Source organism: Rickettsia australis str. Phillips (genome assembly GCF_000273745.1).
Classification (GTDB): Bacteria; Pseudomonadota; Alphaproteobacteria; order Rickettsiales; family Rickettsiaceae; genus Rickettsia; species Rickettsia australis.
In genome coordinates this window covers 15,788-40,091 of sequence record NZ_AKVZ01000031.1, presented here as the reverse complement: position 1 = coordinate 40,091, position 24,304 = coordinate 15,788, and the positions used below count along the sequence as shown (strand labels likewise).

Below are 24,304 nucleotides of genomic sequence, written 5' to 3'. Positions count from 1 at the left end.
GTTAATAGGTTGATATTTATGCTTAAGGAAATAATCAATGATATAGTAAACGATAATACAAAACCTTGGTACGAGTAAGCTTGCAGTAGTAGGAGCATGTGCTGTATGGGAACATTAGCTGCAATTAAGGTAGGAGAAGCCTGTTATAATTATTATATGGAAACAAATACCCAAGAAGAATAGATTAATTGGAGCAGTAGAATATAATACTGAAATGTAATAACAAAATACTTTTAATGAATTTAGAGTATAAACCACTCTAAATTCATATTTATTTAAAATCAAATCTTATCGCTATGCAAACCGTTTTTTAGTCTAATTTTGACTTGTTTTAAAGAACGAGGAGTTGCATCCGTAACTTCAATTTCAATATTTTCTGAAATATCTATTCTAGTACCGATAACCGGAACACTACTGACTCTAGTCAATACAAGCCCTCCTATTGTATCAAACTCATCATCATCATTTTTTAGCTTTTCTCCTATTATTTCTTCAAGCACTTCTACTTCAACACGTGCATTTGAAATAATTGTTGAGTTATTAATAACCTTGACATTATCGCTATCTAATTGCTGATCATGCTCATCGTCAATTCGTCCTACTATTTCTTCTATAAGATCTTCAATAGTAACTAAACCGTCAGTACCGCCATACTCATCAATAACTATTGCAATATGTGTTCTCTCACGACGCATTTTTGCTAACAAATCTAATAATTTCATAGAAGGAGCTGCAATTATATGCTTACGTATAAGTTTTTTTAAACGACCATTTTGCTTTGTAGCCAATGCTTTAAACAAATCCTTGATATGAATGAACCCTACTACATTGTCCAAAGTACCATCATATATAAGAGTTCGTGTATGTGGGACTCCTAACTTAATAGACTCACTTAATTCTTCTAGATTCGTAGTTAATTTTATTGCCGCAATATCAGAACGCGGTACCATTATATCTTCAATAGTTTTATCTTCTAGCTCCAATAAATTAGCTAAAATATTACGCTCGTCTAAAGTCATTTTTTGGCTATTAATTTTAAGGCGTTTGATGACACCAAAAAAATTATCAGGCGTTTTTGTTTTTCTAAAAAAATTTTTTATCGGAGAGAATAATTTTTGTACAGTAAAAATTAACTTATTATTTTGATTTTTTTTACTAGAATCTTCTTTTTTTGAAGATTTTAACATAAAGTTTTTTATTTAGTTAATAAGGGGAAGAAATACCAAAATATGATAATATTTCAATTTCTAGATTTTCCATAATATGTGCTTCTGTGTCATTTTGATGATCAAATCCAATTAAATGTAAAATACTATGTATTAAAAGATGAATAAAATGATTCTCAAAAGTTTTTTGCTGCTTGCACGATTCATTATATATTACCTCATAACAAAATGCTACATCACCTAAATGCATATAATCAGAATCGCCTAAAAATTCAAGTTTAGAATATAAATCTTGCCAATTTAATTCATTACTTGGAAAAGAAAGAACATTAGTAGTCTTTTCTATATTACGAAATTGTTTGTTTAAGGTCAATATTTCTGCAGTATTTGTTAGTAAAATTGATAATTCAAATTGTTTTTTTTACTAAAATTATCAAACCGCAATAAAATATTTTGCGTTATTTTTTGGATTAAACTCTTATTTATCTGCTTATGCTCACGCCATTTGTCGTAATTTTTTATGATTTCTACGTTTACCATTGTACCAAGTATTGAATGAATTATCGTTATAGACTTAGCTGTAATTTAATGGCATATTCCAAAAGCTGCATATCTTCATTAGAGATAACGTTAATTTTAGATTTTAACCTTAATTTGCTTACTGTCATTATTTGATCAGCCATAGCTTTACCTTTTTTACCACCTATCATTATATAAGCTTCACAAGGATAGCATTTATCAATATTACTAGTTAAAGGTATTATTTGCACACGATTTAATGAAGCATTTGAGTAATTGTTGCTAACGATTATTGCCGGTCTCACTTTAGTTACTTCACCGCCTAACGAGGGATTAAAATCTACCAACCATACTTCACCTCTTTTCATACAAATCACTTTTTATTAATCCTTCTACCCACTCATTGGCTTGTTCTTCAGCTTTTGTATCTTTAGCCATAGCTTTGTAAGCAACTCCCAGCTCCTCATTAATTACATAAGGTTTTACAAGTTGTTCAATAAATTTACTAATTTTACGTTCACCTATTATAGAATAAAGCCTATAATAAACCGCTTCATCTATAGTAATTGTTAATTTCTTTTGCATAAAACCATCCTCATACACGTATATAATACGTATAGTATCATATATATAAAAATTAATCAATATTAGGATTATTTACTTTAGAGGTATTGCCAGAAAGAGTTAATATTGTCATGAGTTAAACAACTAAAAGGAAGTAGCAATCTCAGGACTCTTTAGCTTTATGAGATTGCCACGTCGATGCTACTACGCTTCTTCTCGCAATGACGGTTCTAGTATCCATACAACAACATCCGTTAAGCCACTGTATGACGCTGTTGGTAATTCTTTTTTAATTTTTGAAAATCCTCATCGGCATGGTATGAAGAACGGGTTAGCGGGGTTGCCGAAACCATCAAGAATCCTTTGGTTTTTGCTATTCGCTCTAAATATTTAAACTCTTCAGGAGTAACATATTTTGCGATCTCGGCATGATTTTTAGTAGGTTGCAGATACTGCCCGATAGTGAGGAAATCAACCTTTGCTTCCCTTAAATCATCCATAACCTGTACTACTTCATTTATTTCTTCGCCAAGCCCTACCATCATACCGGATTTTGTAAAAATTTCAGGAGATAATTTTTTGATATTGTGAAGTAAGCTTAAAGAATTATAATATCTAGCTCCAGGTCTAATCGTTTTATATAAAGACGGTACTGTTTCGACATTATGATTAAAGACGTCAGGCTTTGAATTGGCTATTATTTCAGCTGCTCCTTCTTTTCTTAAAAAATCGGGTGTTAGAATCTCGATAGTAGTATTTGGCGATGCTTTTCTAATTTCATTAATACACTCCGCAAAATGTGAAGCTCCACCGTCCTCAAGGTCATCACGATCGACGGAAGTAATTACTACATGCTTAAGATTTAACTTTTGTACCGCCTCTGCTAACCTTTGCGGTTCGTGCGGATCAAGTAAATCCGGTCTACCCGTTTTGACATTACAAAACCTACAGGCTCTAGTACAAACCGAACCTAAAACCATCACGGTTGCATGTTTTCTTGACCAACACTCACCGATATTAGGACAAGCAGCTTCTTCGCACACAGTATTTAAACTCAGATTCTTTATTAAATCTTTTGTATTATAATACGCTGCAGAATTAGGAGCTTTAACCTTTATCCAATCCGGCCTTTTATTTAAATTAGTCATAAAACGGAAATAATTTAATTAGTTTTGTTACTTTATTTAGCACTTTCTGTTCAGCTTTACTATTATCTTTATTATTCTTTAGAGCATCTAAAATATCTGCTACTATATGACCGACTAATACAAAATCCTTTTCTTTAAAGCCTCTAGTAGTACATGCAGGAGTACCAAGGCGAATACCTGAAGTGATAAAAGGCGAAGTTTTATCAAACGGGATAGCATTCTTATTACATGTAATCCCTGCTCTATCTAAAGAATTAGCAGCAAGCTTTCCGGTAATTCCGTTTTTACGCAAATCCACTAAAACAATATGATTATCTGTTCCGCCTGTTAATATATCATATCCTCTTTCTTGCAAGCTACTTGCTAAAGCTTTAGCGTTACTTATTACCTGCTTAATATAGTTTTTATATTCAGGCTGCAAGCTTTCTAAAAAAGCTACTGCTTTTGCGGCGATTATATGCATTAACGGACCACCTTGTAATCCTGGAAATAACGCAGAATTTATTTTTTTGCCTATCTCTTCATCGTCAGATAAGATTAAACCGCCCCTTGGTCCCCTAAGCGTTTTGTGAGTAGTAGAGGTAACAACATGAGCATAAGAAATAGGGCTTTGATGCTCACCTGTGGCAACAAGCCCTGCAATATGAGCAATATCTGCCATGAAATATGCTCCGACTTTATCCGCAATTTCTCTAAATTTTGCAAAATCAATATTACGAGGATAAGCAGAAAAGCCAGCTATAAGTAGTTTTGGTTTGTATAAAACTGCTAACCTCTCAATCTCATCATAATCGATTAAATAAGTTTCTTTATGTACGCTATAAGAAACGGCGTTAAACCATTTACCGGACATATTAGGGGCTGCACCGTGCGTTAGATGCCCGCCGCTATCTAAGGACATACCAAGAATTGTATCGCCCGGCTGTAATAAAGCAAAATATACAGCCTGATTTGCTTGTGAGCCTGAATGAGGTTGCACATTTGCATATTTGCAGTTAAATAATTTTTTTACTCTCTCTATAGCTAAATTTTCAGCTTTATCTACTGCCTCACAACCGTTATAAAAACGTTTACCGGAATACCCTTCTGCATATTTATTAGTCAGAATCGACCCTTGAGCTTCAAGCACTGCGGGACTTACGAAATTCTCTGATGCAATAAGCTCGATTACGCTACTTTGACGTAACTTTTCATGCTTTATTATTTCATTAATTTCTTTATCCGTTTCATGTAAATTATTATTAAAAATATTCATTAATTATCCTATATTTATATTGCTTCTACATTTTCATACAACTCGTGCAATCTACTATTTCTGAACCTGAACTTAGTTCCATGATTATGCCCTGTTCTAGCATCAAAATCTACAACAATATTCCCAATTGCAACTGTGCCTATAAATTTATTTAACGCAAATCCTGAAAGTTTCATGATTTTAGAATATAAGAAAAATTCTTTCTCTGCTTTTTTTTACCTCTACACCTATAAAAAAATAATTATGAATTTTAGTTCCTGTTTTATGATTTAAGTCTTAAAATCCCCAATATGGTTGAGGATTAAGCTCTTTTAAACCAATATTTTTTTCAATAGATAATAACCACTCTTTATGATGATTAGCTACAAGCTCAGCATCAAACGAGATTAAAACTTTCTGCTCTAATCTATCTACAACTACTTTGAATCCTCTATCACTCCTTGATAAGATAGAAATTGTCTGACGAAAGCTCTTTTCGTGAATAGGATATTTTTCCCTGCCTTTTGATGAGACCAACCATATTTGGATAATAGCATACAAGGAACAAATTTTAAAGCTGTAGGGGAGGGCTCCATAAGATTTAATAAAGAATCTGAGTTTAAATACTGTGTGTGAAGAAGCTGCTTGTCCTAATGAAAAAGGGTTGTAAGTGATACAGTATTAAGACGTTGACATTTTAGCTCTCATTCAGCAGCATTTGAAATTGGTAAATTATTTTCTCTGATACCTAATAAATCTTCAATAGTGTTTCCAACCCCACCATGATTTCCATGTCTACTATTTTCTATCCATCCCATAGATTTAATTTCAAGTAATTTAGCAATTAAAGATTCTTTTGTATAAATAGGAATATTCATTTTATTAACATTGTTAATTTGTCAAGTTGATCATTAATTCTTGCTTGTGCTTTATTTACATACTCTTGAGAAATTTCTATATAATCTAAATTTTATTTTTGAGCAGCTATTGCTGTTGTTCCAGAACCCATAAATGGATCTAAGACTATTTTTGTATTAGTAGAAGATATAATTCTTGCAGTTAGTGCATTTGGAAACGGTGCAGGATGATCATTATTCATTTCTTGAGTAACTTCCCATACATCACCATATGCATTTGCTTTAGGAGACAATTTAAAATTTTCATATTAAATAAATGACTTATACGTATGTAGAAAATAACCAGGATTAAAATTTATCCCTCCTTTGCGTTGCCATATAATAATTTGCCTTACAGGAAAACCTGATATTATATCTTGACGATCTTGTAGAATTCCTTTTTGTACTCTCCATTTATGGTTATAGAAAATAGCTCCATCATTTGATATTATACTCAGCATTTCAGCTAAGCATTTTCTTTACCAACTGACATATTCATCATGCGGCATACAATCGGAGTGGTTTTTATAACCATTAAGTAAAGCTGCATTTGATCATTTACCATCACGTCCATCTTTCATGCCATTACCCTTAGAATTCTTTAAATTATATGGTGGAGAAGTTACAATCAAATAAATAGAATTATTGGGGATTTTATCCATTACTTCTAAACAATCACCAGTTTAATTTTTATACACAGAATCTATAAAATTAATCGCAATCTCAAGCCCCCGTCCATCTATTGAGTGAGCAAGAGAAGTTAATTTATGCCCGCTATGCTCTATATGGAGCTTAGATAAATAGTTTGAAGCATTATACATCTCACTAACACCAACCACCTCATCTAATTCCCCATGAATCAAGCATATAGGGGTAAGCGTATTATTAACTTCCATAGGTGGAATTAATGCACCCGAAAAACCTATAGTGCAAAAAAACGGTTCTTTTTGAACTAGTGTTAAATATAACCCTACCATCGTACCTTGAGAAAAGCCGATAATGATAGTATCTTTGTTGGTTAGATTTAACTCTTCCTGCTTTTGCTTTATTATATCTTCAAGCTTAGAAATATTATTTGCAATTAGCTTTGCCATAATATGCGGGCTGCGGTCTTGCAAACTAAACCATTGTCTACCATAAGGCATCATATCATAAGCCTCGATACCATGTGGGGAAATAAAATGACAATTGGGTAAATCGTTTTTGATATAAGGGACTAATCCTATTAAATCATGTCCGTCCGAGCCGATACCGTGCAGTAACACTACTAGCTTCTTTGCCGGCTGCTCTTTACTTTCTACTTCAGGATATTCTAAATATTTGTTCATGTTTTTTACAAAATTGTTATGTTTTATATGTCATTCCCGCTTTCGCGGGAATGACATCAAAGAGTCGCAGTATGACATCCTTACTCTCTTAACATCTTCTCAAGCTCGCCATTATTGTATAGCTCCGTCGCAATGTCACAACCGCCGACTAATTCCCCTTTAATGTATAATTGTGGGAATGTTGGCCAATCGCTAAATTTTTTTAAATCTTCGCGAAATTCCGGATTAACAAATACATTAATATCACGAAACTCTACACCTAATTTATTCAAAATAGCTACTACTTTAGCAGAAAAGCCACACATTGGAGTTTCCTGAGTACCTTTCATGAACAGAACTACTTTATTATTTTTTAGTGCATTTTCTATAAATTCAAAATTTTTATTTTCTAGCATTTTCAGACTCAATAATTTATCTTCTAAAATACACTTCCTATAGCAATATATGCAAGCACAAATAGTTAATAAAATTCTTGAGATTTTTAGTAAGAATAATCCAAATCCAAAAACTGAATTAATATATAAGAATGATTTTACCTTATTAGTAGCAGTAATATTATCTGCTCAAGCCACCGATATATCAGTAAATTTAGCCACTAAATCTTTATTTGAAGCTTACGATACACCGGAAAAAATTCTAGTACTCGGTGAAGAAGGACTTAAAAAATATATAAAATCTATCGGACTATTTAACAGCAAAGCAAAAAATATTATCGCATTATGTAAAATATTGATAAGCAATTATCAAGCTTCAGTACCAAATGACTTTCAGGAATTAGTTAAACTGCCGGGCGTTGGCAGAAAAACTGCCAATGTTGTACAAAACTGCTTATTCGGTATGCCGACAATGGCAGTTGATACGCATGTTTTTAGAGTAGCCAAAAGGATTGGACTTGCTAAAGGTAATAGTCCTGAAATAGTAGAAAAAGAGCTACTGAAAATTATTGATGTAAAATGGCTCACTCATGCCCATCACTGGCTAATTCTGCATGGTAGATATATTTGCAAAGCTAGAAAACCAGATTGTGACATCTGCCCTATTAAAGAGTATTGTGAGTATTATATTAATAAACTCACAGTAAATGAAATAGATATACGAAGATCAACTTCAAAAAGAGTAAGGAGTCTATAAGTCGAGGAACTGCTTAGTACCGCAGATCTTATAAGACGACGTAGCCAATTTTTGAAGCTCTATCTGAGTATACATTTTAAGTTGACAATTTTTTATTTACTTCATAATATCTAGTCTCAATTTGATAAAGGTAAATTTATGCGTTCAGCATTTATAACTTCTATATTAGTAGCTGTAGCTTTCTTAACAAGTGCGTGTAATACAATGCAAGGAGCTGGTCAAGATATGCAAGCGGCAGGTAAAACACTTGAAGATTCAGCAGAAAGAAATAAGCATAACAAAGGTTGCGGATGTTCTCACAGCTCAGCTAACTAATTTGTAATAGGTCGTCTGATATATCACAGGCGACCTTTTATTTTTCTACCTTATCGATTTTTGCTTTTAGCTTTTCTATTTCCTATGTAGTTAGCCATGTAGAATCTGCTATTATATTTATATTTTTAAATAACAGGTTCTTTGCTATTGCTATATTTCTTTCAGCCCTTCCTTTCTCTTCCATCTTTTTAAAAGCCCCGGCTTCAATTCTAAGTCATTCTCTACGATTCTCATATTCTTTTCTTTCTGCATCACTTAAATTTATTATTTCAAGTATTGTTAATGCTTTTTTTAGCTCCTTATTATCTAGCTCTTTTGGTAAATTATCTTTATTTAATAAATCATTACGTCTTCAAAATGCTAGCCATATATCTAAAGCGTTTTTAACTTTCTTAACGACATCCGATAACTCTTCTTTATGGTTCTTAGCAAATTTATTAAGCTCTATAGTATTGATAATTATCAGTATTCGTAATACTTATAAAATTAAGTATATGTATACCTATTGATTTGTTTAATGCTGAGTAGCTAGCTCCTTCTCTTAGATGCTGCATATACATCTTTGCCCAATAATATAAAGCTCGTATCGTAATCCGCTTCATCTGCCATTTGTATTTCAATATTAAATATTTTACTACTTTCACTATTGGCTTTAATATTAAGGATAGACAGCTTATCTGTCCAAAAATTCTTCGGGTTATATGGATTAAGCAGCGTTACTTCTGCAACCTTCTTTTCTTTGCTTACTATCGAATTAATAAGCAAGATCAACAAATCCTTATTCTCTTCTACTCCAAAGATTTTTTTAAAGGCCAAATCGACTCTCGGATTAACTTTATACATAATTATACTACTAAATTTTATCTTTTCTCTTTAATTTACCATATTCTAAGGTAAATTCTACTATAAATTTATACTAGGCTTCTTTGGAAACTCGCTTATAGGGAGGAATTTGAAGGAAACACAGAACGCAGAACCCCAGCAGACATACGTGAGGATTTGAGGAGTACCGGACCGACGTACAAATTACCTCTAGAAGTAGAGTTTTAGAAGAAGTCTATTAAGTTTTTTGCTTATTCACCAATCTATATATTTCTTTCTTACTATAAACGTCTTTGAATTTATCATAAGCAAGTTCGGTAGTGGTTTTGCTATTTAAGTTTTTACTTAAGCAAAGTTCTATAAATTTTTCTAAATTTATTTGTTGGTTTTGTTCTTGTAGATTTCCTGAAATCAATAATACTATCTCACCTTTTAAAATATTGTTTTGATAGAACTCTATTATTTCATCTATATCCCCTGTTTTTATTTCCTGATACAGTTTAGTTAACTCACGAGCTATACATATTTCTCGGTTTCCTAGTATTTCCTTAGCTACCGATAAGGTGTTTATCAAACGAGGAGCAGTTTCAAAAAAAATCAATGTAGCCTTAAGATTTACTAATTTAGAAAAAATCTTTTGCTTACTTTCTGTAGTTTTAGGTAAAAAACCGTGAAATAAAAATCGATCAGTAGGAAGAGCCGATAAAGTTAGAGCAGTAATCAGTGCAGATACCCCTGGTACTACGTCTATATGACAATTAAGACTACGCAACCCTTTAACTAACTTATAGCCAGGATCGGAAATTAAAGGAGTTCCTGCATCAGAAATTAAGCTTATTATATTGCCCGATTTTATTAAACTTATAATATGTTCTCTATCTTTCTCGTCGCTATGATCATTATAAATTTGTAATTTAGTATGAATATCATGTTTTGCTAGCAATTTTTGCGATATTCTAGTATCCTCACATAAGATAATATCTGAGTTTTTTAGAGTCGATATAGCACGAAGCGTTATATCTTCAAAATTGCCTATCGGCGTTGAAACAATATATAATCCCGATTTTAAAATCATAGTTTTTTAATTTTAAGTAATATTATGGCTAGTATAAAACATAAACTACGAATCGTTCTATCATTTTTTTTCTTGATATATTTAACGTCCTGTCAAACTCCGAAAGAAGAACCTATAAGTTTTCCTAAAAAAGAACAAAAAGAAATTGAGATTGCAATTTTAATGCCAAATCAGGGTCCTGATAGTATTGTTGGGAAACAATATAAAGATTTAATTAAAATGGGACTTAACGACGGAATCAAAGCTTATATACATGTTACTTCTTACGACGGTTCAGACGAAAAAAACATTTTAGCCGCTATGGATAAAATAGTAGCACGTAAAACTAAGATTATTTTAGGGCCTCTATATTCTAACTTTACTTCTCTAATAGCCGAAAAAGCAAAAGCTAATGATATTATTATTATAACTATGTCAAATAACCCAGTTCTTGCAGAAGATAAATTATTTGTATTCGGTCATGCACCTTTAAAACAACTGATACGTATTATCAATTATTACGCAAGTAACGACCATAAAGATTTTATGGCATTATTGCCTAAAGGGAAGCATTCGCAAACTATTAGTCAAGTAATGCAAAATATATTAATTCAGAAAAATGCATCATTATCATGCACCGAATTCTATGAGGATAATCCTGAATCTATAGCAAAAGCCGCAAGAAATATTTCAGACAATACCGATATTATAAATGAACGTATTGACACAAAACCGGTTATTTATCTATCAGATGATCCAAAAAATTTAAACCTACTTGCCGATAGCATTCGTAAATATAATTTAGATAAAAAAGCCATTTTAATCGGTGATAATCGTATTGATATCGATTACCCTGAAAATATCGATATTAGCTTTACCGGTTCTTTAAATTTACTCAATAGCAATGTTCCGGATAGGGCAAAAGACTTAGGTATTAACCATATGGGCTTCATGCATCTTCTTTCTTATGATTTAGGACGTATGACTGCAAACTATATAGGCAATGAATTTGCATCTGAAAGGTTTTTAAATAGAATGAACAGTAGACAACCTTATATAGGTTTATCCGGTAATATTCATTTCATCAATGGAGTAGCACAGAGACGGTATGACATTATTAGGAAAGAGAATGGTGTATATTCTACTGTTTCAAGGGATTAGGGCATTGTTATTTGTCATCTCGTGACTTGACCACGGGGTGACACTAAAGCTCAATTATTTATTTTTATCATTATCACTACCGTCGTCTTTCATGCCGTCTTTAAAAGCTTTAAGACCTTTAGCTAAATCGGACATAACTTGAGGTAATTTACCGGCACCGAATAATACAAAAATAATTAATAAAACTATTAATAAATGGCTAAAGCTCATTCCCATGATATTTTTGCTGTATAAGTTAAAATTTTATTATATAAGCTATTATAGCTCTAATCTAGAATAAAATAATTAAAGCAATGTTTACTAAAAAACAATTTTCAGAATTTTTTGCTACTTTTTTTTATATCGGAAAAATAAAATACTGTCCAGGCACTTTTGGATCGATTGCCGCTTTTCCTCTAACTTACTTCTTAATATATTTTATTGTTAATAATAAAATAATTATCCTTTTCTCAAATCTTACTCTCGGTGAAGCTCAACTTGTCAGTATATTTATTATAAGCTTTAGCCTATGTTTGATACTCTTAATACTCGGTACTTATTTTACTAAAATATATTTAAATTATACAAATTCAGAAGACCCAAAAGAAGTGGTGATTGATGAAGTAGTAGGGCAAATGCTAACTATCGTTTTAGTATTTTTTTCTGCTTTATTTGCTAACGAATCATATTTAATTAAATATTTTAGTCCGCTAACAATAAATATTATATTACTTTTCATATTACCTTTTTGTCTATTCCGATTTTTTGATATAGTAAAGCCCTGGCCTATTAATTGGTTTGACAAAAATATTAAGGGCAGTATCGGCGTTATGCTTGATGATTTGCTAGCCGCAATATTTGCTGCGGTAACTCAATACGCAATTATATTCGTATTAATAGATAATGTGAGTAAGTGAAAAGGTAGTATACGAAGATCAACTTGAAAAAGAGTAAGGACTCTACAAGACGAGGAGCGGTAGCAGTTACTTAATACGTGAGCACCCTCGTCCTTGTAAGATGACGTAGCTAATTTTTCAAGTTCATCGAGTATAACATAATATTATCATTGACTAATTTCTAATATAATAATATGATACGACAAATGTTTATTAATTTTTAAAGAGATAGTTTTCATGTTCGCAGTTATAAAAGCAGGTGGAAAACAATATAAAGTAGACAGAAATAGTATTATTAAAGTCGAAAAAATTGATGGAGAACTTGGTTCTAAAATTCAGTTTGATCAAATTTTAATGATTGGCGAATACTCAAAGCCTTCCTTTATTGGTACTCCAATAGTTAAAGGGGCTGTCGTTACGGCTGAAATTACTAACCAACTTAAAGATAATAAAATTATAGTCTTTAAGAAAAAGCGTAGAAAAAATTATCGTCGTAAAGCCGGTCATCGTCAAGAACTGACGGAATTAAAAATATTAGATATTACCAAACAATAATAATAACTTAAAAGGAATTATAAAATGGCAACCAAAAAAGCCGGTGGTAGTTCTAGGAACGGAAGAGACTCGGCAGGTCGCAGGCTAGGCGTTAAAAAAGCCGATGGACAATATGTAATACCCGGTAATATTATAGTCAGACAACGTGGTACAACAATTCATCCTGGAACGAATGTAGGGCTTGGTAAAGATCATACAATATTTGCTTTGATAGAAGGTAGAGTAGAATTTTTAACTAAGCGAAATCATAAAATTGTTAATGTTAAAGAAATTACAAATGCCTAATAGGCCATCTGTAAATAAACTTTAATTAGTAATTAAAGTTTATTTACAGATGGACTTTGAGAGTGTTGTAGTTTGATTTACTAGTATTACATGGAACAAAAAATGCTTTTATTGCATTGTTGTGTAGGTACATAGGTGTCAACTTAAGGCTCGATGTCATTCCCGCATACGCGGGGATGGCATCGAGTGAGAGTGTTTTGTTAATCCACTAATAATACTGATAAATAGGCTCCCTTTAGTTATGGCCTTAATAATTCAAAAGTTCGGTGGCACTTCCGTTGCAAATATTGATAGAATAAAACAAATCGTCCCTATTATAAAAGCCGAAATAGCTAAAAATAACCAAGTAATTGTAGTAGTTTCTGCTATGTCAGGTGTTACTAATCAGCTTGTCACATTATGTAATGAAGTATCAAGCCTTAACAATATTTCTCAATTTGCAGAATATGATGTAGCACTTTCTAGCGGTGAGATGGTCACAGCCTCATTACTAGCACTAGCTCTTCAAGAAGAAGACATAAAGGCACGATCATTTTTAGCTTGGCAATTACCGATTCTCACCAATAATAATTATAGTAAAGCTTTAGTAGAATCAATTATTATAGATTTACTAAAAAAATATTTACAGTTAAATATCGTCCCTATAATAGCCGGTTTTCAAGGAATTAACAAATCCAATAGGTTAACCACTTTGGGCAGAGGAGGATCCGATACTACTGCCGCTTTAATCGCTGCAGCTATGAAAGCCGATAGATGTGATATTTATACCGATGTAGAGGGAATATTTACTGCTGATCCAAGAATTATTCCAAATGCAAAGAGAATAAAAGAAATAGATTTTTTAGAAATGTTAGAACTAGCATCAAGTGGAGCAAAAGTATTACACCCTAGAGCCGTAGAGCTGGTAATGCGGTATAAAATAGATATGTGTGTTCTTTCAACATTTTCACCAAATACAGAAGGTACGTTAATTACTTCAAAGGATAAAAATATGGAGAATGGAATTATTAACAGCATTACTTCTAATAAAAATTTATTAAAAATATCTGTAAAGAGCATTTCTTTAAGTTTTTTGCAAGTTGCAAATATTATTACACAAAATAATAATCATATTGAATTTATGCAAGAGATAAAAAATAATGAAGAATATAGTTTTATTACAAATTTAACCGATAAAAATAATTTACAAGCTTTACTTACTAATTTAAAAAATGATAAGCAGATACAAGATTTTACTTTTGATGCAGAAATTGCTACAATCTCTCTTATTGGTTATGGGATTAAAAATGATTGTAAAGTACTTGAAACGATATTATCAAATTTAACGCAAGAGAATATAAATGTTAACATGATACAATTATCAGAAGTTAAAATTACCTTATTAATAAATGATCAAGATGCAGAAAAAACAATTTTTAATTTATATAATCTTTTTAAAATATCTTAGATTCTACATCTGAAATTTAATTTATATCTTAAGTTATTTTATGTTAAAATTATAAGATTTTGAAAAGGCATAGTTTCTATTTTAGAAAGTTTTATAATTTGTGATAAAAAAGTTAAAATAGATTAAATTTATTATTTTCATTATAATTATCTTCTCTTTACTATTTATTAGTTATATATTAATAAATAAGTCTAATAGGTTATCTATGAAGTTATTTTAAAGCTCATTAAATTCTGTTTTGCTATAAGATCTCTTTTAATTATCAATTAAAATAACTTCATAGATAGCCTCTTAAAAATAATAAATGCTTATCATTTAAAACAATTATTTTAACTCTCAATTTTTAGGAGTAAATTTTACAGGAAAAAATAATGAGCGAAGATATAAGGTTAAAAAAAAATTTAATCAGATTAACGATATATCAGAAACAAATAAAGATGATCCAGAAGAAATTAGAAATAATTTTAAAAACTTTGTACTGAATATATTAGAAACAGACAATATAACCCCGTATAAATTAAGTGAAAGAACAGGTACCCATGAAACAGCATGGAAAAATTTCCTAGATGGTCGTACAAAAATGCCTGATATGGGAGCAATTGTTGCTCTTGCCGATTATAAAAATGTTCCGCTAGATGAAGTAATAGGAAGAGATATAAATAAAAAGATAACGGTAGAAATAAAACAAACTCCGGAAATATCCGCATCTATGGCTAAACTACCAAAAGACATACTTCAAGAAGCCATGCTGATAGGAGAAAAAACTAGAGGATTTATGCATAAACCGACAACTAAAGAAACAAAATCTTTTGCTGAACAAGTTAAAAACTCTAATAACCCGAAAGGAAGGTCTATCTAAATAAAAATATGTTTTTCAGTATTGACCTAATTCAAACCTAAAACCTTACTTGATATTCTAAAATGGAACATCACTTCAAAACGACCAAAATTGTCGACAACACTGCCACTTACTTCCACTGATATTCCACCACAAAAAATAACTGATAATGAGACTATAAGGATATCCTATATAGGGCATGTAACCTTTTTAATTCAAATAGACGGTTTAAATATCTTAACCGATCCGGTATGGTAGGAGCTGGTTAGTCCTTGTACTTTTGCAGGACCAAAAAGAGTGTAACGCTTGGTATTAATTTTACCGATTTACCTAAAATAGATATTATAGTAGTAAGTCATAATCATTATGAGCACTTAGATATTAGAATAATTAAAGATTTATGGATAAGGGCTAAGCCTAAGATTATTACACCGCGAATGAATGACGTAATAATCAAAAAACATATTAGCGATGCAGAAATTATTACCTTGGGATGGGGAAAATCATATAAAGAACAAAATATTTATTTAGAACCGGCACTGGTCTGCGAGAGGAATATTTGATAAAAATAAAGCATTATGGAGCACTTTTATCATTAAAACTCAAATAGGAGATATTTGTTTTATAGGTGATCCGGGTTATAGCGATACTCTTTTTAAAGAGATCGGAAAAAAACATTATATTTTAATAAGCCTTATTCCGATAGGTGCTTATGAACCAAGATGGTTTATGAAACAGGTACATATGAATCCTGAAGAAGCCGTATTTACTCATTTGAACTTAGGCTCTAAATATTCTATAGCTAGTCATTTTAACGCATTTCAATTAGCTGATGAAGCCTTTAATGCGAGCTCCTTTGGAACTACGGCAAGCTATGAAAAAACATAATATTGGTGAAAATAAGTTTATTATTCCTGAAATAGGTGAAGTTTTCCTATTTGATTAAAGGATATAAAACAATAATTATTGTAATAAACTTAAGACCTAAATCTAATTTTTGCCAAATTTTATCGCAAGTAAAAATAGGATAATTTTTAAAGATAGCAAGAGCGATACATGCCCTATCTCCAAGTGATAAACCATAAATTTTAGTTGTATTAATTATATTTGCACTAATTAGTGTTTGCTCAGGACAAAAGTCTATAATTTTGATATCTAATAATTTAATAAGAATTTTTGCAATTTCTTCCGTTAAGCCTTGTTTTTCTATACAATATTTATCAACTTCAGCAATACTTACGCTTGAAATAACTCCATCTCTCATATATTTCTTAATCAATTGGTAACCATTTTCTTTAGCAAATAAGGCAATTAGTGTAGAGGCATCAAATATTATTTTGGACACTTTTTACTTCTTTTTTCTTCAATTAAATATTCTTGACGCCTTTCAGCAATAAAATCATCTACTATAGAAATATTTTTATCAATTTGATTGTTGGTGAAAATCTTATGCATCTCATCAATTATATTATCAACGCTAACGATTTTAATTTCACTATTTTCAATTTCTATGGTGATTTTTTCACTCGGATGTATATTAACTCTTTCTCTAATGGAAACCGGTATAAGCACTCTGCCATGCTGATCACTATTCTTTCCATATTATAGCTCTAAATTAACATTTATTATAATATGTCATTTTTAAGATAATTACAATTTATTACTTATGTTTATTTGTCGTTTTTTAGATCTTGATTTAATATAGTATCCTTACTAAACAACATTGTCATAGAATAAGCAAGTACGGCAAACATACAAAGATATAAAATCGGGAATAGGTTAAAATCAAATGATTTTATTACCTTTGCACAAATATAATTAGCAGTACCAGACATTAACATTGAACCGATATTATGTCCTAAACTTATAACACGGTAACGTTCCTTAACTACAAAAGACTTAATAACTATACTATGAGCAAGAGCATTAAAAGGAGTAACCGATGCAGCTAACATTAAACTAGCTGCAAGCCCTAAATTAGTCATTTGATATTTTACTGCTATCACAAACAATACACTTGCTGTAATAGTATATATAAATGCGATTTTTAATACTGCATTAACTCCTAAGCGGTCAGCAATAAAGCCGGCAATCGGCATACAAACAGCAAAACATATTACTATTAATACTGAAAAAGAACTCATAATAATACTGACTGAAGGTAATACGATTGGTAAATATTGCTTCATAAAGATGATTGCAATTTGATATGTTGCTCCAAAACCTCCGGCCAAAAATATTAACCGTGTAATATTTTTCCATTGCTTTTTAATTATAGAGCTAAGTTTTTCAATAGAATCTTGGCTATGATGTGCTTTTTTAAACTCCGGTGTTTCATCAAATTTCCGGCGATAATAAAGAGTTATTAATGCAAGCGGTAAACTTAGTAAAAACGGAATACGCCAACCCCACTCCGGAAAAATATGAGAATTGAAGAAATTAGTTGCACCAATCCCGCATAATAAACCCATTACTCCTGTACATCTAGTTATTGCAGAGGCAGTAAACCGGTATTTTGCTTCTAAATGTTCAATAACATAAATCGCTGCACCGTCATATTCCCCTCCAATAAAAATACCTTGCATAAAGCGGCATAAAACTAAAATTATTGTACTCCAAACTCCTATCGAAGAATAATCAGGCAATAAACCTATTATTAAGGTAGGTATTACAATACCGATAATCGTAAAACTTAAGGCTTTTTTGCGACCGTATATATCCCCTATACGTCCAAAAATATAAGCCCCTATAGGTTTTGATAAATATGCTGCTGCATAAACGGCAAAAACATTTACAAGCTTTGTTAACGGATCAGTACCGGCTGAAAAGAATTTATCTGCGATAATTGCCGCTGAAAAACCATATAAACTATAGTCGTAATATTCAATGATAGTGCCTAAAAAAGCACCGAGAACTTTATTGCTTGATTTTGTTTGTTTCATTTTAAAGGTGATTTGTCATTTTTTGGTGTCATACGGCTTTGTTGTATGTGTCGAAAAACCTACTCGATGTCATTCCCGCGTAGGCGGGAATCTAGTAAAGAAACGTAAATCCAGCAAGTTTTTAAAAATTAAAAGCTCGATTTATCTTACTTTATGCTGGATTCACGCTTTTAGCTAGGAATGACATAGGTATACATGACCGCTTTGGCCGTTACTTAAAATCCTTCAAAGACCTTTATGTAAAGGTGGACTTTATATATCTAAACTGAATTAATATTAGACAGGGATAATGTCCTAAAAGTTAGTGGTAGTCCTAGGTTAATATTAAGCTCACGAACCAAGCAGCCAATAGCTAATATATCACTTTCCCATTTTACGTGCAAGGTTTTCTAGGTAACCTGCTATAGTAGTTAAGGTTTCTGCGAATTTTTCTTCGTCGGGATGATTTTTTTGAAGGCCATTTTTATTAAGTTTTTCTGTTAGACTAGCTATTTCAGCTTGAGCAGTAAGTGATGCCATAACTAATAATAGCTCAAAAGACGCTGTGGGACTACCAAGTTTAATTTCCGCTATTTTATCATTCAATTTATTCGCTAAAGATAGTAATTTTTCTTCATCCCCATTATTACAACATAATTGAAAACTCTTGTTATTTAATGTTACCGTAACAATTGACATAATTATTTTTGCTGTTTTTTTATTTCTTCAAGTTCATTAATATAAATGTTAATTTGATCTAGCATTTTTATATAATTATCTTTTAATTCTTTATTTTCGTTTTGTAATTTGTTAACTTCATTTTGATTATTAGTTTGTGTCTGCAACAACTCATCAAGTTTATGCTCAACTTCTTCCATTAATCTCTTTAATATTTCACTATCCATTTTTGCCCAAGCATTAATTAGTTGCATTAATTATGAATGGATGACTTACAATAATAATTGATAACATTATTATAGATATAAGTACTAATTGTTTTTTACGTTTATAATTTATCAATGCCGTAGCTCTTTTATTACTTAATAATTTTTCGGTTTCGTTCTGTTTAGTAACTTCTATCTGCTCTGCATTTCGATCTTTTACGTTAAGATAATCTAAGTATAATTTTAAGTAACCTTTTATGTATACTTCTCCCGGTAAAACATCAAAATCACCCTCTTCTAAAGCTACTAAATATTTTTTTCTAATTTTTAAATCACTAGATACCTGATTTAAAGTTTTACCCAAATCTAACCTAATTTGCTTAAGCATTGACGACATAATTTACTCAAGTTTTTGTAAGAATATTTCAAATTTCTTATTTGCTAAAATAATTATATTTAAGTCTATAGTTTCTTGAGATTTAATTTCTTTAATAAAATCAAGAAAATTTCTAACTAAGTTATTATTATCAATCCATAAATCTAAAGCAATAGTTGTTTTAGATTTATTAATTATTTTTATTAATAATCTACGTTGTTTGTCATATAAATCATCTTTTAGGGATTGAATACCTAAGCGACGCCAAAATGAATCGTTCAATTGCTTATCACAAGCTTTACGTAACCAATCAAGACTAAACATATCGCTTATAGCAAAATAAGCTTTTGCTATCTCTTGATTATTTCCTGAAGTCTGTTTTGTTACATATATAATGTCAAATACTGAAATTAAATTGTCAAATGTAGCAATAGTAGCAGCAAATGATTCCTCTACCCCGCCAGTTGTATAATAATTTAATTTTTCTTCATATCTTATTTTAGTTTCTCCGACTAATAAAGTCCTTACCGTTTTTCTTAAGTTTTGTGCAGGAACTCTAAACTCTTCTATAGTTTCACTAATATTAATAGGATGTTTTAAATTTTTAATAAACCACGAAATACCCCTACGCATTAATTTCGTTATTTCGGTAAACATATCAATTTTTACATTGTAATCAATATTAGTAGGTAGCTTACTTATAGTGTCCCATATATCATCAAGATCAAAAATTTCACAAATAATGGTATATGACCTTATTATATCACAAAGAGGAGCCCCAATCTCACGCTTTACAATACTAATAAGAGGTCCTCCAAGCTGATTAATTATTTTATTTATAGTAACGGTTTTAATAATCTCGTGTTTAAGAGGATGAGATAAAATTTCATTACGAAACTTTTTTTGCATCATTTCAGGAAAATAATCTATAAGATATTCATCAAAATATTTATCATGGGAAAAAGTAGAATTAATTAACTCATGATAAGCAGATCTCTTACTATATGATAGCAATACGCAAAGCTCAGGACGAGTTAATACTTCACCGCTAATAGCTCTCTTATTTAATTCTTCTACACTAGGCAAGAATTCATTTTCCCGCTCTAATACTTTTTCTTCTTCTAAAATATCTATAAATTGACTCAGTATATTAATGGTTAAAGTAGGAGATAATTGCATAATTGTTATTGCTTCAGTTTGCTTATGATTATCAAGCAATACTAATTCTTCAACTTGTTTCGTCATATCATTTAGGAGTTTATTACGTTCTTCTAAAGTAATTTTTCCTGAGGTTACCGCACTACTTAAAGCAATCTTGATATTTACCTCATGATCAGAACAATCAACACCTGCTGAATTATCAATAAAGTCGGCATTTATGCGTCCGCCTTTTTTAGCATATTCAACTCTACCTCTCTGTGATACCCCGACATTACCGCCTTCTGCTATAACCTTTGCTCTAATTTCTTCACCGTTACATCTAAGGTTATCATTTGTTTTATCACCGATTTCTAAATTATTTTCCGTTTTAGCTTTGATATAAGTGCCTATTCCGCCATTCCACAATAAATCAACATCTGCTTTTAAAATAGCTTTAATTAATTCTTCTGGTGATAATTCATTATCATTTATATCAAGTAATTTTTTAATTTCCGGTGATAGTTTTATTAATTTACTGCTACGTTCAAATACTTGGCCTCCTTTAGAAATAAGCTTAGAATCATAATCGGACCAATTAGAACCCTTTAAATTAAATAAACGCAAACGCTCATTAAAACTTGATACAGGATCAGGGGTAGGATCAATAAATATATGTTTATGATTAAAGGCAGCCACCAACTTAATAGCATCTGATCTTAGCATACCGTTACCGAACACGTCTCCCGACATATCTCCTATACCTACTACGGTAATAGGGTCTTGTTGAACATCTAATCCTAAAGTTTTAAAGTGATTAGTTACGGAAATCCAAGCTCCTTTGGAAGTAATCGCCATTTTTTTATGATCGTAACCTGCAGAGCCACCGGAAGCAAAAGCATCATCAAGCCAGTAATTATATTCTCTTGCCACACTATTAGCGTAATCCGAAAATGAAGCTGTACCTTTATCAGCAGCAACCACTAAATAAGGATCTTCTTTATCATAAATAATAACGTCTTTCGGATGTACTACTTTACCGTCAATGATATTATCGGTTATGTCTAATAAACCTCTCAGGAAATTCTTATAGCATTCTACCACTTTTTCCATATATTCATCACGAGTAAGCCCTTCCTCAGTAAAATAAACATAAAAGCCGCCTTTAGAGCCGACAGGGACAATAACGGAGTTCTTCGTCATTTGTGCTTTCATAAGCCCAAGGACCTCAAGCCTATAATCTTCTGCTCTATCCGACCATCTAAGTCCTCCGCGTGATACGGGACCGCCTCTTAAATGAATAGCTTCAAAATTTCTAGAATAAACAAATGCTTCGGCAAACGGAATAGGTTTAGGTAAATCTGGTACTTTTGAAGAATCAAACTTAAATGAAAAAATATGTTTATATGGTTGATAGTAATTTGTCCTAGTAATAGCATTAACTATACCAAGCATATTACGTAGTACTTTATCTTCACTACTCATCTCAACGGTTACTAAGTAATTATTTAGTTTATCTTTAATTGCATCATAATTGTTATTGGGCTGTTTAGGATTAAATTTTATATCAAATAGATTTACCAACATTTTTGTATATTCAGGATGTTTAAGTAACGTTAACTGTACATAACCTTTACCGTAACTAAAACCCGTTTGATGTAAATATCTTGTTAAAGCTTTAACGAGTTTAACTTGCTTCCAATTAAAACCGGCAAGCACTATTAATTTACTTAAAGAATCATTAGCAAGCATCCCAAGTGCCATTTTATCTAAGGCCTCTTCAACATTTATTTTTAATTCGGTAATATTATCTTTTACAGGTACAATAGAAGTTAAGATAAAATTATATATCCAGCTTTCTTTAATTTCGAGAGCCTCCTTAATTGCAAAAGTTTGTTCATCAATTGCTTTAAAACCTAAATTTTCGATTGGTGGCAATATGTTAGAAAGTGCAAGTTTTACTTTTGGACTATATATTTTTAAGGAAAATTCCGTTTCATTTATAGAAACTAGATTAAACATACATTCTTGTGACTTGCTTGCTGCCGTTAAATATTGAATATCTACTAAAGCTATTTCCGGAGAAAATTTTTGTCTATAATCTGCCGGAAAAACATTATAAAAAAGCTTTAAATTAATACCTGCTTGATATTCGCCAAATTTTTTAGAAAGCTTAAAATACAAATCTTCACTCCAACGTGTAGAGATACGATCTAAATCTTGTTGTATTATTTCTGCTTCAAAATTTATTTTATGTTCCCCTTGTGCTTCAAGCGTTACAAAAAGATAAGAAAAATTACCGGCTACTTCGGTTATATAGTTGGATAAAATTTTACTCCCGAATTTTTCTGCTAAATAACAATCTATCATATTATGTATTTCAGCAGTTAAACGTTCTCGTGGCAGAAAAATTATGATATTAAGAAAAGAACTCGACCAATCATATTGAATAAATAATTTAAGCTTCTTACTCATCATACTTGAGAGCATATGTAAACACATACAATATAAATCGCCTTGATCAATTTGTATTAAAGCTTCTCTCGGTAACGACTCCATTAAAATTCTTAACTTATCGGCATTATAACCGGATAATGCAAAATCGGCTTTCTCAATTACAAAATTAAATTTTTGTCGTAGGATTGGAATATCACTTATTGAATGGTAATACATATTTGAATTATATATGCCGAAAATTATACTTCCCGAAATATATTCACCAGAAGAGTTAAATTGTTTCACTAAGATATAGTCGATTAAATTATCTGAATGGATAAGTGACGCACTATTTATTTTACCGAGTATTATTAATTGATTTTGATATAAAGGATTAGCAGAACATTTTATAATATCATCAATCTCGTCTTTTACTTCTTGCCATATTTTTGCTGCTCCTATTTCATGGGTTAATTTTAAAGATTTTACCTCAAAATCAAGAGTCCCTAATAAAACCAAATTATTCTTTTGTAACCAATTTAAGAATTCTTTAGCCTCTTCAAAATTTAATTTATCATTATTAATTATATTTTTAGATAAACCTTGTAATTTTGTGAGTAATTGCGGTAAATGGCTATAGCTTTGTTCTAACTCTTCTAATCTTTCATTTATAGCCTCAGTTAAAAATGTAGTAGTTTTATCGTCAAAATTTCCTAAAATGGTTAAATGTAGTATCGATTCTGATTTTTCATCCGATACAGAATTTTCTAATATTTTTTCTAATTCTCCTTTACTATTTCGGATGCAGTTTATTACCGGATGGAGTAAAAACTTAGTTTGTAAATTCATGTTTTTAAGCAGACATATAATAAAATCAACAATATGCGGTTTATTATCAAGTAATATCAAGACATTTATTGCCGAATCATTTTCTATAACCGTCTTTGTTATTGCTATTTTTCTTGCTCTTTCTACCCTTTGCTTAAAAAACTTAAAGGCTTCATCTGCAAAATTTTGAAATAATTTTTCTCTATTCTCAAAATCATAATCTATCGGAATATAATTTAAAAACTTTTGAACAAAATCTATATGTATGGAACTTAACTTACGTGCCTTGCTAAGTTCTAGAATTTTAGTTTTATAATTCGGAATTTGACAATTTAAACGGCTAAAGTTTAAAGGAGTTGTTTTGGATGCCATGATTTTCTCTAG

Annotated in this window: 30 protein-coding genes, 1 other RNA gene and 5 pseudogenes; 12 read left to right on the top strand and 24 right to left on the bottom strand. The window is 31.0% G+C overall.

The features are described from left to right. Positions 1–281 precede the first annotated feature (281 nt). From tlyC to grxD, 13 genes and pseudogenes are all read right to left on the bottom strand, one after another. The gene (gene tlyC, locus A452_RS0105590) at positions 282–1,187 is read right to left on the bottom strand and encodes a hemolysin C (RefSeq protein WP_014412336.1); all 906 of its coding nucleotides are present in this window, start codon (positions 1,185–1,187) and stop codon (positions 282–284) included. Between the two features lie 16 nt (positions 1,188–1,203). Continuing rightward, a pseudogene (ybeY, locus tag A452_RS08565) lies at positions 1,204–1,706 on the bottom strand (rRNA maturation RNase YbeY). Between the two features lie 26 nt (positions 1,707–1,732). Continuing rightward, positions 1,733–2,053 (bottom strand): type II toxin-antitoxin system PemK/MazF family toxin, encoded by a 321-nt coding sequence (locus A452_RS08560; RefSeq protein WP_014412338.1) that lies wholly within the window; start codon positions 2,051–2,053, stop codon positions 1,733–1,735. Next, positions 2,040–2,270: a hypothetical protein gene (locus A452_RS0105575; RefSeq protein WP_025999586.1), complete on the bottom strand. Its 231-nt coding sequence runs from the start codon at positions 2,268–2,270 to the stop codon at positions 2,040–2,042. Before A452_RS0105575 ends, A452_RS08560 begins: the two co-directional genes overlap by 14 nt. Positions 2,271–2,503: 233 nt before the next feature. Then, the gene (lipA, locus tag A452_RS0105570) at positions 2,504–3,397 is read right to left on the bottom strand and encodes a lipoyl synthase (protein WP_014412340.1); all 894 of its coding nucleotides are present in this window, start codon (positions 3,395–3,397) and stop codon (positions 2,504–2,506) included. After that, positions 3,390–4,652 (bottom strand): serine hydroxymethyltransferase, encoded by a 1,263-nt coding sequence (gene glyA / locus A452_RS0105565; protein WP_014412341.1) that lies wholly within the window; start codon positions 4,650–4,652, stop codon positions 3,390–3,392. The genes lipA and glyA overlap by 8 nt, the downstream gene beginning before the upstream one ends. A 14-nt stretch (positions 4,653–4,666) precedes the next feature. After that, positions 4,667–4,852: pseudogene (locus tag A452_RS12605) on the bottom strand (MvaI/BcnI family restriction endonuclease); the annotation flags it as partial. Between the two features lie 76 nt (positions 4,853–4,928). Continuing rightward, positions 4,929–5,168, bottom strand: a complete 240-nt coding sequence (locus A452_RS12600; protein WP_202946951.1) for an MvaI/BcnI family restriction endonuclease — start codon at positions 5,166–5,168, stop codon at positions 4,929–4,931. A 167-nt stretch (positions 5,169–5,335) separates the two neighbouring features. Next, the gene (locus A452_RS11585; RefSeq protein WP_196794050.1) at positions 5,336–5,509 is read right to left on the bottom strand and encodes an MvaI/BcnI family restriction endonuclease; all 174 of its coding nucleotides are present in this window, start codon (positions 5,507–5,509) and stop codon (positions 5,336–5,338) included. Between the two features lie 92 nt (positions 5,510–5,601). After that, positions 5,602–5,781 carry a DNA methyltransferase gene (locus tag A452_RS11580; RefSeq protein ID WP_017208645.1) on the bottom strand — a complete coding sequence of 60 codons (180 nt, stop codon included), beginning with the start codon at positions 5,779–5,781 and terminating at the stop codon, positions 5,602–5,604. 15 nt (positions 5,782–5,796) lie between these two features. Beyond that, positions 5,797–5,988, bottom strand: a complete 192-nt coding sequence (locus A452_RS11575) for a hypothetical protein (RefSeq protein ID WP_017208644.1) — start codon at positions 5,986–5,988, stop codon at positions 5,797–5,799. Positions 5,989–6,210: 222 nt separating this feature from the next. Continuing rightward, on the bottom strand, positions 6,211–6,855 hold the full coding sequence (locus A452_RS0105530) for an alpha/beta hydrolase family protein (protein ID WP_014412342.1): 645 nt from the start codon (positions 6,853–6,855) through the stop codon (positions 6,211–6,213). Between the two features lie 80 nt (positions 6,856–6,935). Next, on the bottom strand, positions 6,936–7,250 hold the full coding sequence (gene grxD / locus A452_RS0105525; protein WP_014412343.1) for a Grx4 family monothiol glutaredoxin: 315 nt from the start codon (positions 7,248–7,250) through the stop codon (positions 6,936–6,938). A 49-nt stretch (positions 7,251–7,299) separates the two neighbouring features. Here grxD and nth point away from each other — a divergent pair, with 49 nt between their 5' ends. Next, entirely contained in the window at positions 7,300–7,986 is a 687-nt protein-coding gene (gene nth / locus A452_RS0105520; protein WP_014412344.1) for an endonuclease III, read from the top strand. Between the two features lie 138 nt (positions 7,987–8,124). Then, a complete protein-coding gene (locus A452_RS0105515; protein ID WP_014412345.1) occupies positions 8,125–8,301 on the top strand; it encodes an entericidin A/B family lipoprotein in 177 nt (58 codons plus the stop codon). Between the two features lie 437 nt (positions 8,302–8,738). Here the strand turns inward: A452_RS0105515 and A452_RS12220 are convergent. After that, a pseudogene (locus A452_RS12220) lies at positions 8,739–9,144 on the bottom strand (Rpn family recombination-promoting nuclease/putative transposase). A 75-nt stretch (positions 9,145–9,219) separates the two neighbouring features. Between A452_RS12220 and A452_RS09955 the strand changes: the two are divergent. Further along, positions 9,220–9,348: pseudogene (locus A452_RS09955) on the top strand (palindromic element RPE1 domain-containing protein); the annotation flags it as partial. A gap of 13 nt (positions 9,349–9,361) precedes the next feature. Here the strand turns inward: A452_RS09955 and rsmI are convergent. Continuing rightward, the gene (gene rsmI, locus A452_RS0105500) at positions 9,362–10,198 is read right to left on the bottom strand and encodes a 16S rRNA (cytidine(1402)-2'-O)-methyltransferase (protein ID WP_014412348.1); all 837 of its coding nucleotides are present in this window, start codon (positions 10,196–10,198) and stop codon (positions 9,362–9,364) included. Positions 10,199–10,222: 24 nt separating this feature from the next. Here rsmI and A452_RS0105495 point away from each other — a divergent pair, with 24 nt between their 5' ends. Next, a complete protein-coding gene (locus A452_RS0105495; RefSeq protein ID WP_014412349.1) occupies positions 10,223–11,338 on the top strand; it encodes a penicillin-binding protein activator in 1,116 nt (371 codons plus the stop codon). 54 nt (positions 11,339–11,392) lie between these two features. Here the strand turns inward: A452_RS0105495 and tatA are convergent, their stop codons facing one another. Further along, positions 11,393–11,554: a twin-arginine translocase TatA gene (gene tatA, locus A452_RS0105490; RefSeq protein ID WP_004997483.1), complete on the bottom strand. Its 162-nt coding sequence runs from the start codon at positions 11,552–11,554 to the stop codon at positions 11,393–11,395. A gap of 77 nt (positions 11,555–11,631) precedes the next feature. On the opposite strand from tatA, the gene A452_RS0105485 reads away from it, so the two are divergent. The 8 genes and pseudogenes from A452_RS0105485 (at position 11,632) to A452_RS09945 (ending at position 16,226) form a co-directional block, all read left to right on the top strand. Further along, positions 11,632–12,234 carry a phosphatidylglycerophosphatase A family protein gene (locus tag A452_RS0105485; protein WP_014412350.1) on the top strand — a complete coding sequence of 201 codons (603 nt, stop codon included), beginning with the start codon at positions 11,632–11,634 and terminating at the stop codon, positions 12,232–12,234. Between the two features lie 216 nt (positions 12,235–12,450). After that, positions 12,451–12,768, top strand: a complete 318-nt coding sequence (gene rplU / locus A452_RS0105480) for a 50S ribosomal protein L21 (protein WP_004997480.1) — start codon at positions 12,451–12,453, stop codon at positions 12,766–12,768. 24 nt (positions 12,769–12,792) lie between these two features. Continuing rightward, positions 12,793–13,053, top strand: coding sequence for a 50S ribosomal protein L27 (gene rpmA, locus A452_RS0105475; RefSeq protein WP_014412351.1), 261 nt, complete (start codon positions 12,793–12,795; stop codon positions 13,051–13,053). Positions 13,054–13,294: 241 nt separating this feature from the next. Continuing rightward, complete coding sequence (locus tag A452_RS0105470; protein ID WP_014412352.1) at positions 13,295–14,500, top strand: aspartate kinase; 1,206 nt, start codon at positions 13,295–13,297, stop codon at positions 14,498–14,500. Positions 14,501–14,871: 371 nt separating this feature from the next. After that, positions 14,872–15,359: pseudogene (locus A452_RS08540) on the top strand (helix-turn-helix domain-containing protein). A 90-nt stretch (positions 15,360–15,449) separates the two neighbouring features. Next, on the top strand, positions 15,450–15,596 hold the full coding sequence (locus A452_RS11455) for a hypothetical protein (RefSeq protein WP_193427890.1): 147 nt from the start codon (positions 15,450–15,452) through the stop codon (positions 15,594–15,596). 14 nt (positions 15,597–15,610) lie between these two features. Beyond that, positions 15,611–15,901 carry an MBL fold metallo-hydrolase gene (locus A452_RS0105460; RefSeq protein WP_014412354.1) on the top strand — a complete coding sequence of 97 codons (291 nt, stop codon included), beginning with the start codon at positions 15,611–15,613 and terminating at the stop codon, positions 15,899–15,901. Next, complete coding sequence (locus tag A452_RS09945) at positions 15,894–16,226, top strand: MBL fold metallo-hydrolase (protein WP_338009661.1); 333 nt, start codon at positions 15,894–15,896, stop codon at positions 16,224–16,226. The genes A452_RS0105460 and A452_RS09945 overlap by 8 nt, the downstream gene beginning before the upstream one ends. A gap of 46 nt (positions 16,227–16,272) precedes the next feature. Here the strand turns inward: A452_RS09945 and A452_RS0105450 are convergent, their stop codons facing one another. The 8 genes from A452_RS0105450 to A452_RS0105420 form a co-directional block, all read right to left on the bottom strand. Beyond that, on the bottom strand, positions 16,273–16,683 hold the full coding sequence (locus tag A452_RS0105450) for a type II toxin-antitoxin system VapC family toxin (protein ID WP_014412356.1): 411 nt from the start codon (positions 16,681–16,683) through the stop codon (positions 16,273–16,275). Next, a complete protein-coding gene (locus A452_RS0105445; protein WP_014412357.1) occupies positions 16,671–16,910 on the bottom strand; it encodes a hypothetical protein in 240 nt (79 codons plus the stop codon). Before A452_RS0105445 ends, A452_RS0105450 begins: the two co-directional genes overlap by 13 nt. A gap of 98 nt (positions 16,911–17,008) precedes the next feature. Then, positions 17,009–18,280: an MFS transporter gene (locus A452_RS0105440; protein WP_014412358.1), complete on the bottom strand. Its 1,272-nt coding sequence runs from the start codon at positions 18,278–18,280 to the stop codon at positions 17,009–17,011. A 192-nt stretch (positions 18,281–18,472) separates the two neighbouring features. Beyond that, positions 18,473–18,631: non-coding RNA, 6S RNA (gene ssrS, locus A452_RS09940), on the bottom strand. 9 nt (positions 18,632–18,640) lie between these two features. Next, positions 18,641–18,958 (bottom strand): cell division protein ZapA, encoded by a 318-nt coding sequence (locus tag A452_RS0105435; protein ID WP_014412359.1) that lies wholly within the window; start codon positions 18,956–18,958, stop codon positions 18,641–18,643. A gap of 2 nt (positions 18,959–18,960) precedes the next feature. Then, the gene (locus A452_RS0105430; protein ID WP_025999583.1) at positions 18,961–19,164 is read right to left on the bottom strand and encodes an RP576a family tick cell line-upregulated protein; all 204 of its coding nucleotides are present in this window, start codon (positions 19,162–19,164) and stop codon (positions 18,961–18,963) included. Between the two features lie 13 nt (positions 19,165–19,177). Continuing rightward, complete coding sequence (locus A452_RS0105425) at positions 19,178–19,540, bottom strand: helix-turn-helix domain-containing protein (RefSeq protein WP_014412361.1); 363 nt, start codon at positions 19,538–19,540, stop codon at positions 19,178–19,180. 3 nt (positions 19,541–19,543) lie between these two features. Then, entirely contained in the window at positions 19,544–24,292 is a 4,749-nt protein-coding gene (locus A452_RS0105420) for an NAD-glutamate dehydrogenase (protein WP_014412362.1), read from the bottom strand. Between the last annotated feature and the right edge of the window lie 12 nt (positions 24,293–24,304).

Coding starts and splice junctions, on each gene's coding strand:
- tlyC (WP_014412336.1), bottom strand. CDS start 1,187: ATGTTAAAATCTTCAAAAAAAGAAGATTCTAGTAAAAAAAATCAAAAT.
- A452_RS08560 (WP_014412338.1), bottom strand. CDS start 2,053: ATGAAAAGAGGTGAAGTATGGTTGGTAGATTTTAATCCCTCGTTAGGC.
- A452_RS0105575 (WP_025999586.1), bottom strand. CDS start 2,270: ATGCAAAAGAAATTAACAATTACTATAGATGAAGCGGTTTATTATAGG.
- lipA (WP_014412340.1), bottom strand. CDS start 3,397: ATGACTAATTTAAATAAAAGGCCGGATTGGATAAAGGTTAAAGCTCCT.
- glyA (WP_014412341.1), bottom strand. CDS start 4,652: ATGAATATTTTTAATAATAATTTACATGAAACGGATAAAGAAATTAAT.
- A452_RS11585 (WP_196794050.1), bottom strand. CDS start 5,509: ATGAATATTCCTATTTATACAAAAGAATCTTTAATTGCTAAATTACTT.
- A452_RS11575 (WP_017208644.1), bottom strand. CDS start 5,988: ATGCTGAGTATAATATCAAATGATGGAGCTATTTTCTATAACCATAAA.
- A452_RS0105530 (WP_014412342.1), bottom strand. CDS start 6,855: ATGAACAAATATTTAGAATATCCTGAAGTAGAAAGTAAAGAGCAGCCG.
- grxD (WP_014412343.1), bottom strand. CDS start 7,250: ATGCTAGAAAATAAAAATTTTGAATTTATAGAAAATGCACTAAAAAAT.
- nth (WP_014412344.1), top strand. CDS start 7,300: ATGCAAGCACAAATAGTTAATAAAATTCTTGAGATTTTTAGTAAGAAT.
- A452_RS0105515 (WP_014412345.1), top strand. CDS start 8,125: ATGCGTTCAGCATTTATAACTTCTATATTAGTAGCTGTAGCTTTCTTA.
- rsmI (WP_014412348.1), bottom strand. CDS start 10,198: ATGATTTTAAAATCGGGATTATATATTGTTTCAACGCCGATAGGCAAT.
- A452_RS0105495 (WP_014412349.1), top strand. CDS start 10,223: ATGGCTAGTATAAAACATAAACTACGAATCGTTCTATCATTTTTTTTC.
- tatA (WP_004997483.1), bottom strand. CDS start 11,554: ATGGGAATGAGCTTTAGCCATTTATTAATAGTTTTATTAATTATTTTT.
- A452_RS0105485 (WP_014412350.1), top strand. CDS start 11,632: ATGTTTACTAAAAAACAATTTTCAGAATTTTTTGCTACTTTTTTTTAT.
- rplU (WP_004997480.1), top strand. CDS start 12,451: ATGTTCGCAGTTATAAAAGCAGGTGGAAAACAATATAAAGTAGACAGA.
- rpmA (WP_014412351.1), top strand. CDS start 12,793: ATGGCAACCAAAAAAGCCGGTGGTAGTTCTAGGAACGGAAGAGACTCG.
- A452_RS0105470 (WP_014412352.1), top strand. CDS start 13,295: ATGGCCTTAATAATTCAAAAGTTCGGTGGCACTTCCGTTGCAAATATT.
- A452_RS0105440 (WP_014412358.1), bottom strand. CDS start 18,280: ATGAAACAAACAAAATCAAGCAATAAAGTTCTCGGTGCTTTTTTAGGC.
- A452_RS0105435 (WP_014412359.1), bottom strand. CDS start 18,958: ATGTCAATTGTTACGGTAACATTAAATAACAAGAGTTTTCAATTATGT.
- A452_RS0105430 (WP_025999583.1), bottom strand. CDS start 19,164: ATGGATAGTGAAATATTAAAGAGATTAATGGAAGAAGTTGAGCATAAA.
- A452_RS0105425 (WP_014412361.1), bottom strand. CDS start 19,540: ATGTCGTCAATGCTTAAGCAAATTAGGTTAGATTTGGGTAAAACTTTA.
- A452_RS0105420 (WP_014412362.1), bottom strand. CDS start 24,292: ATGGCATCCAAAACAACTCCTTTAAACTTTAGCCGTTTAAATTGTCAA.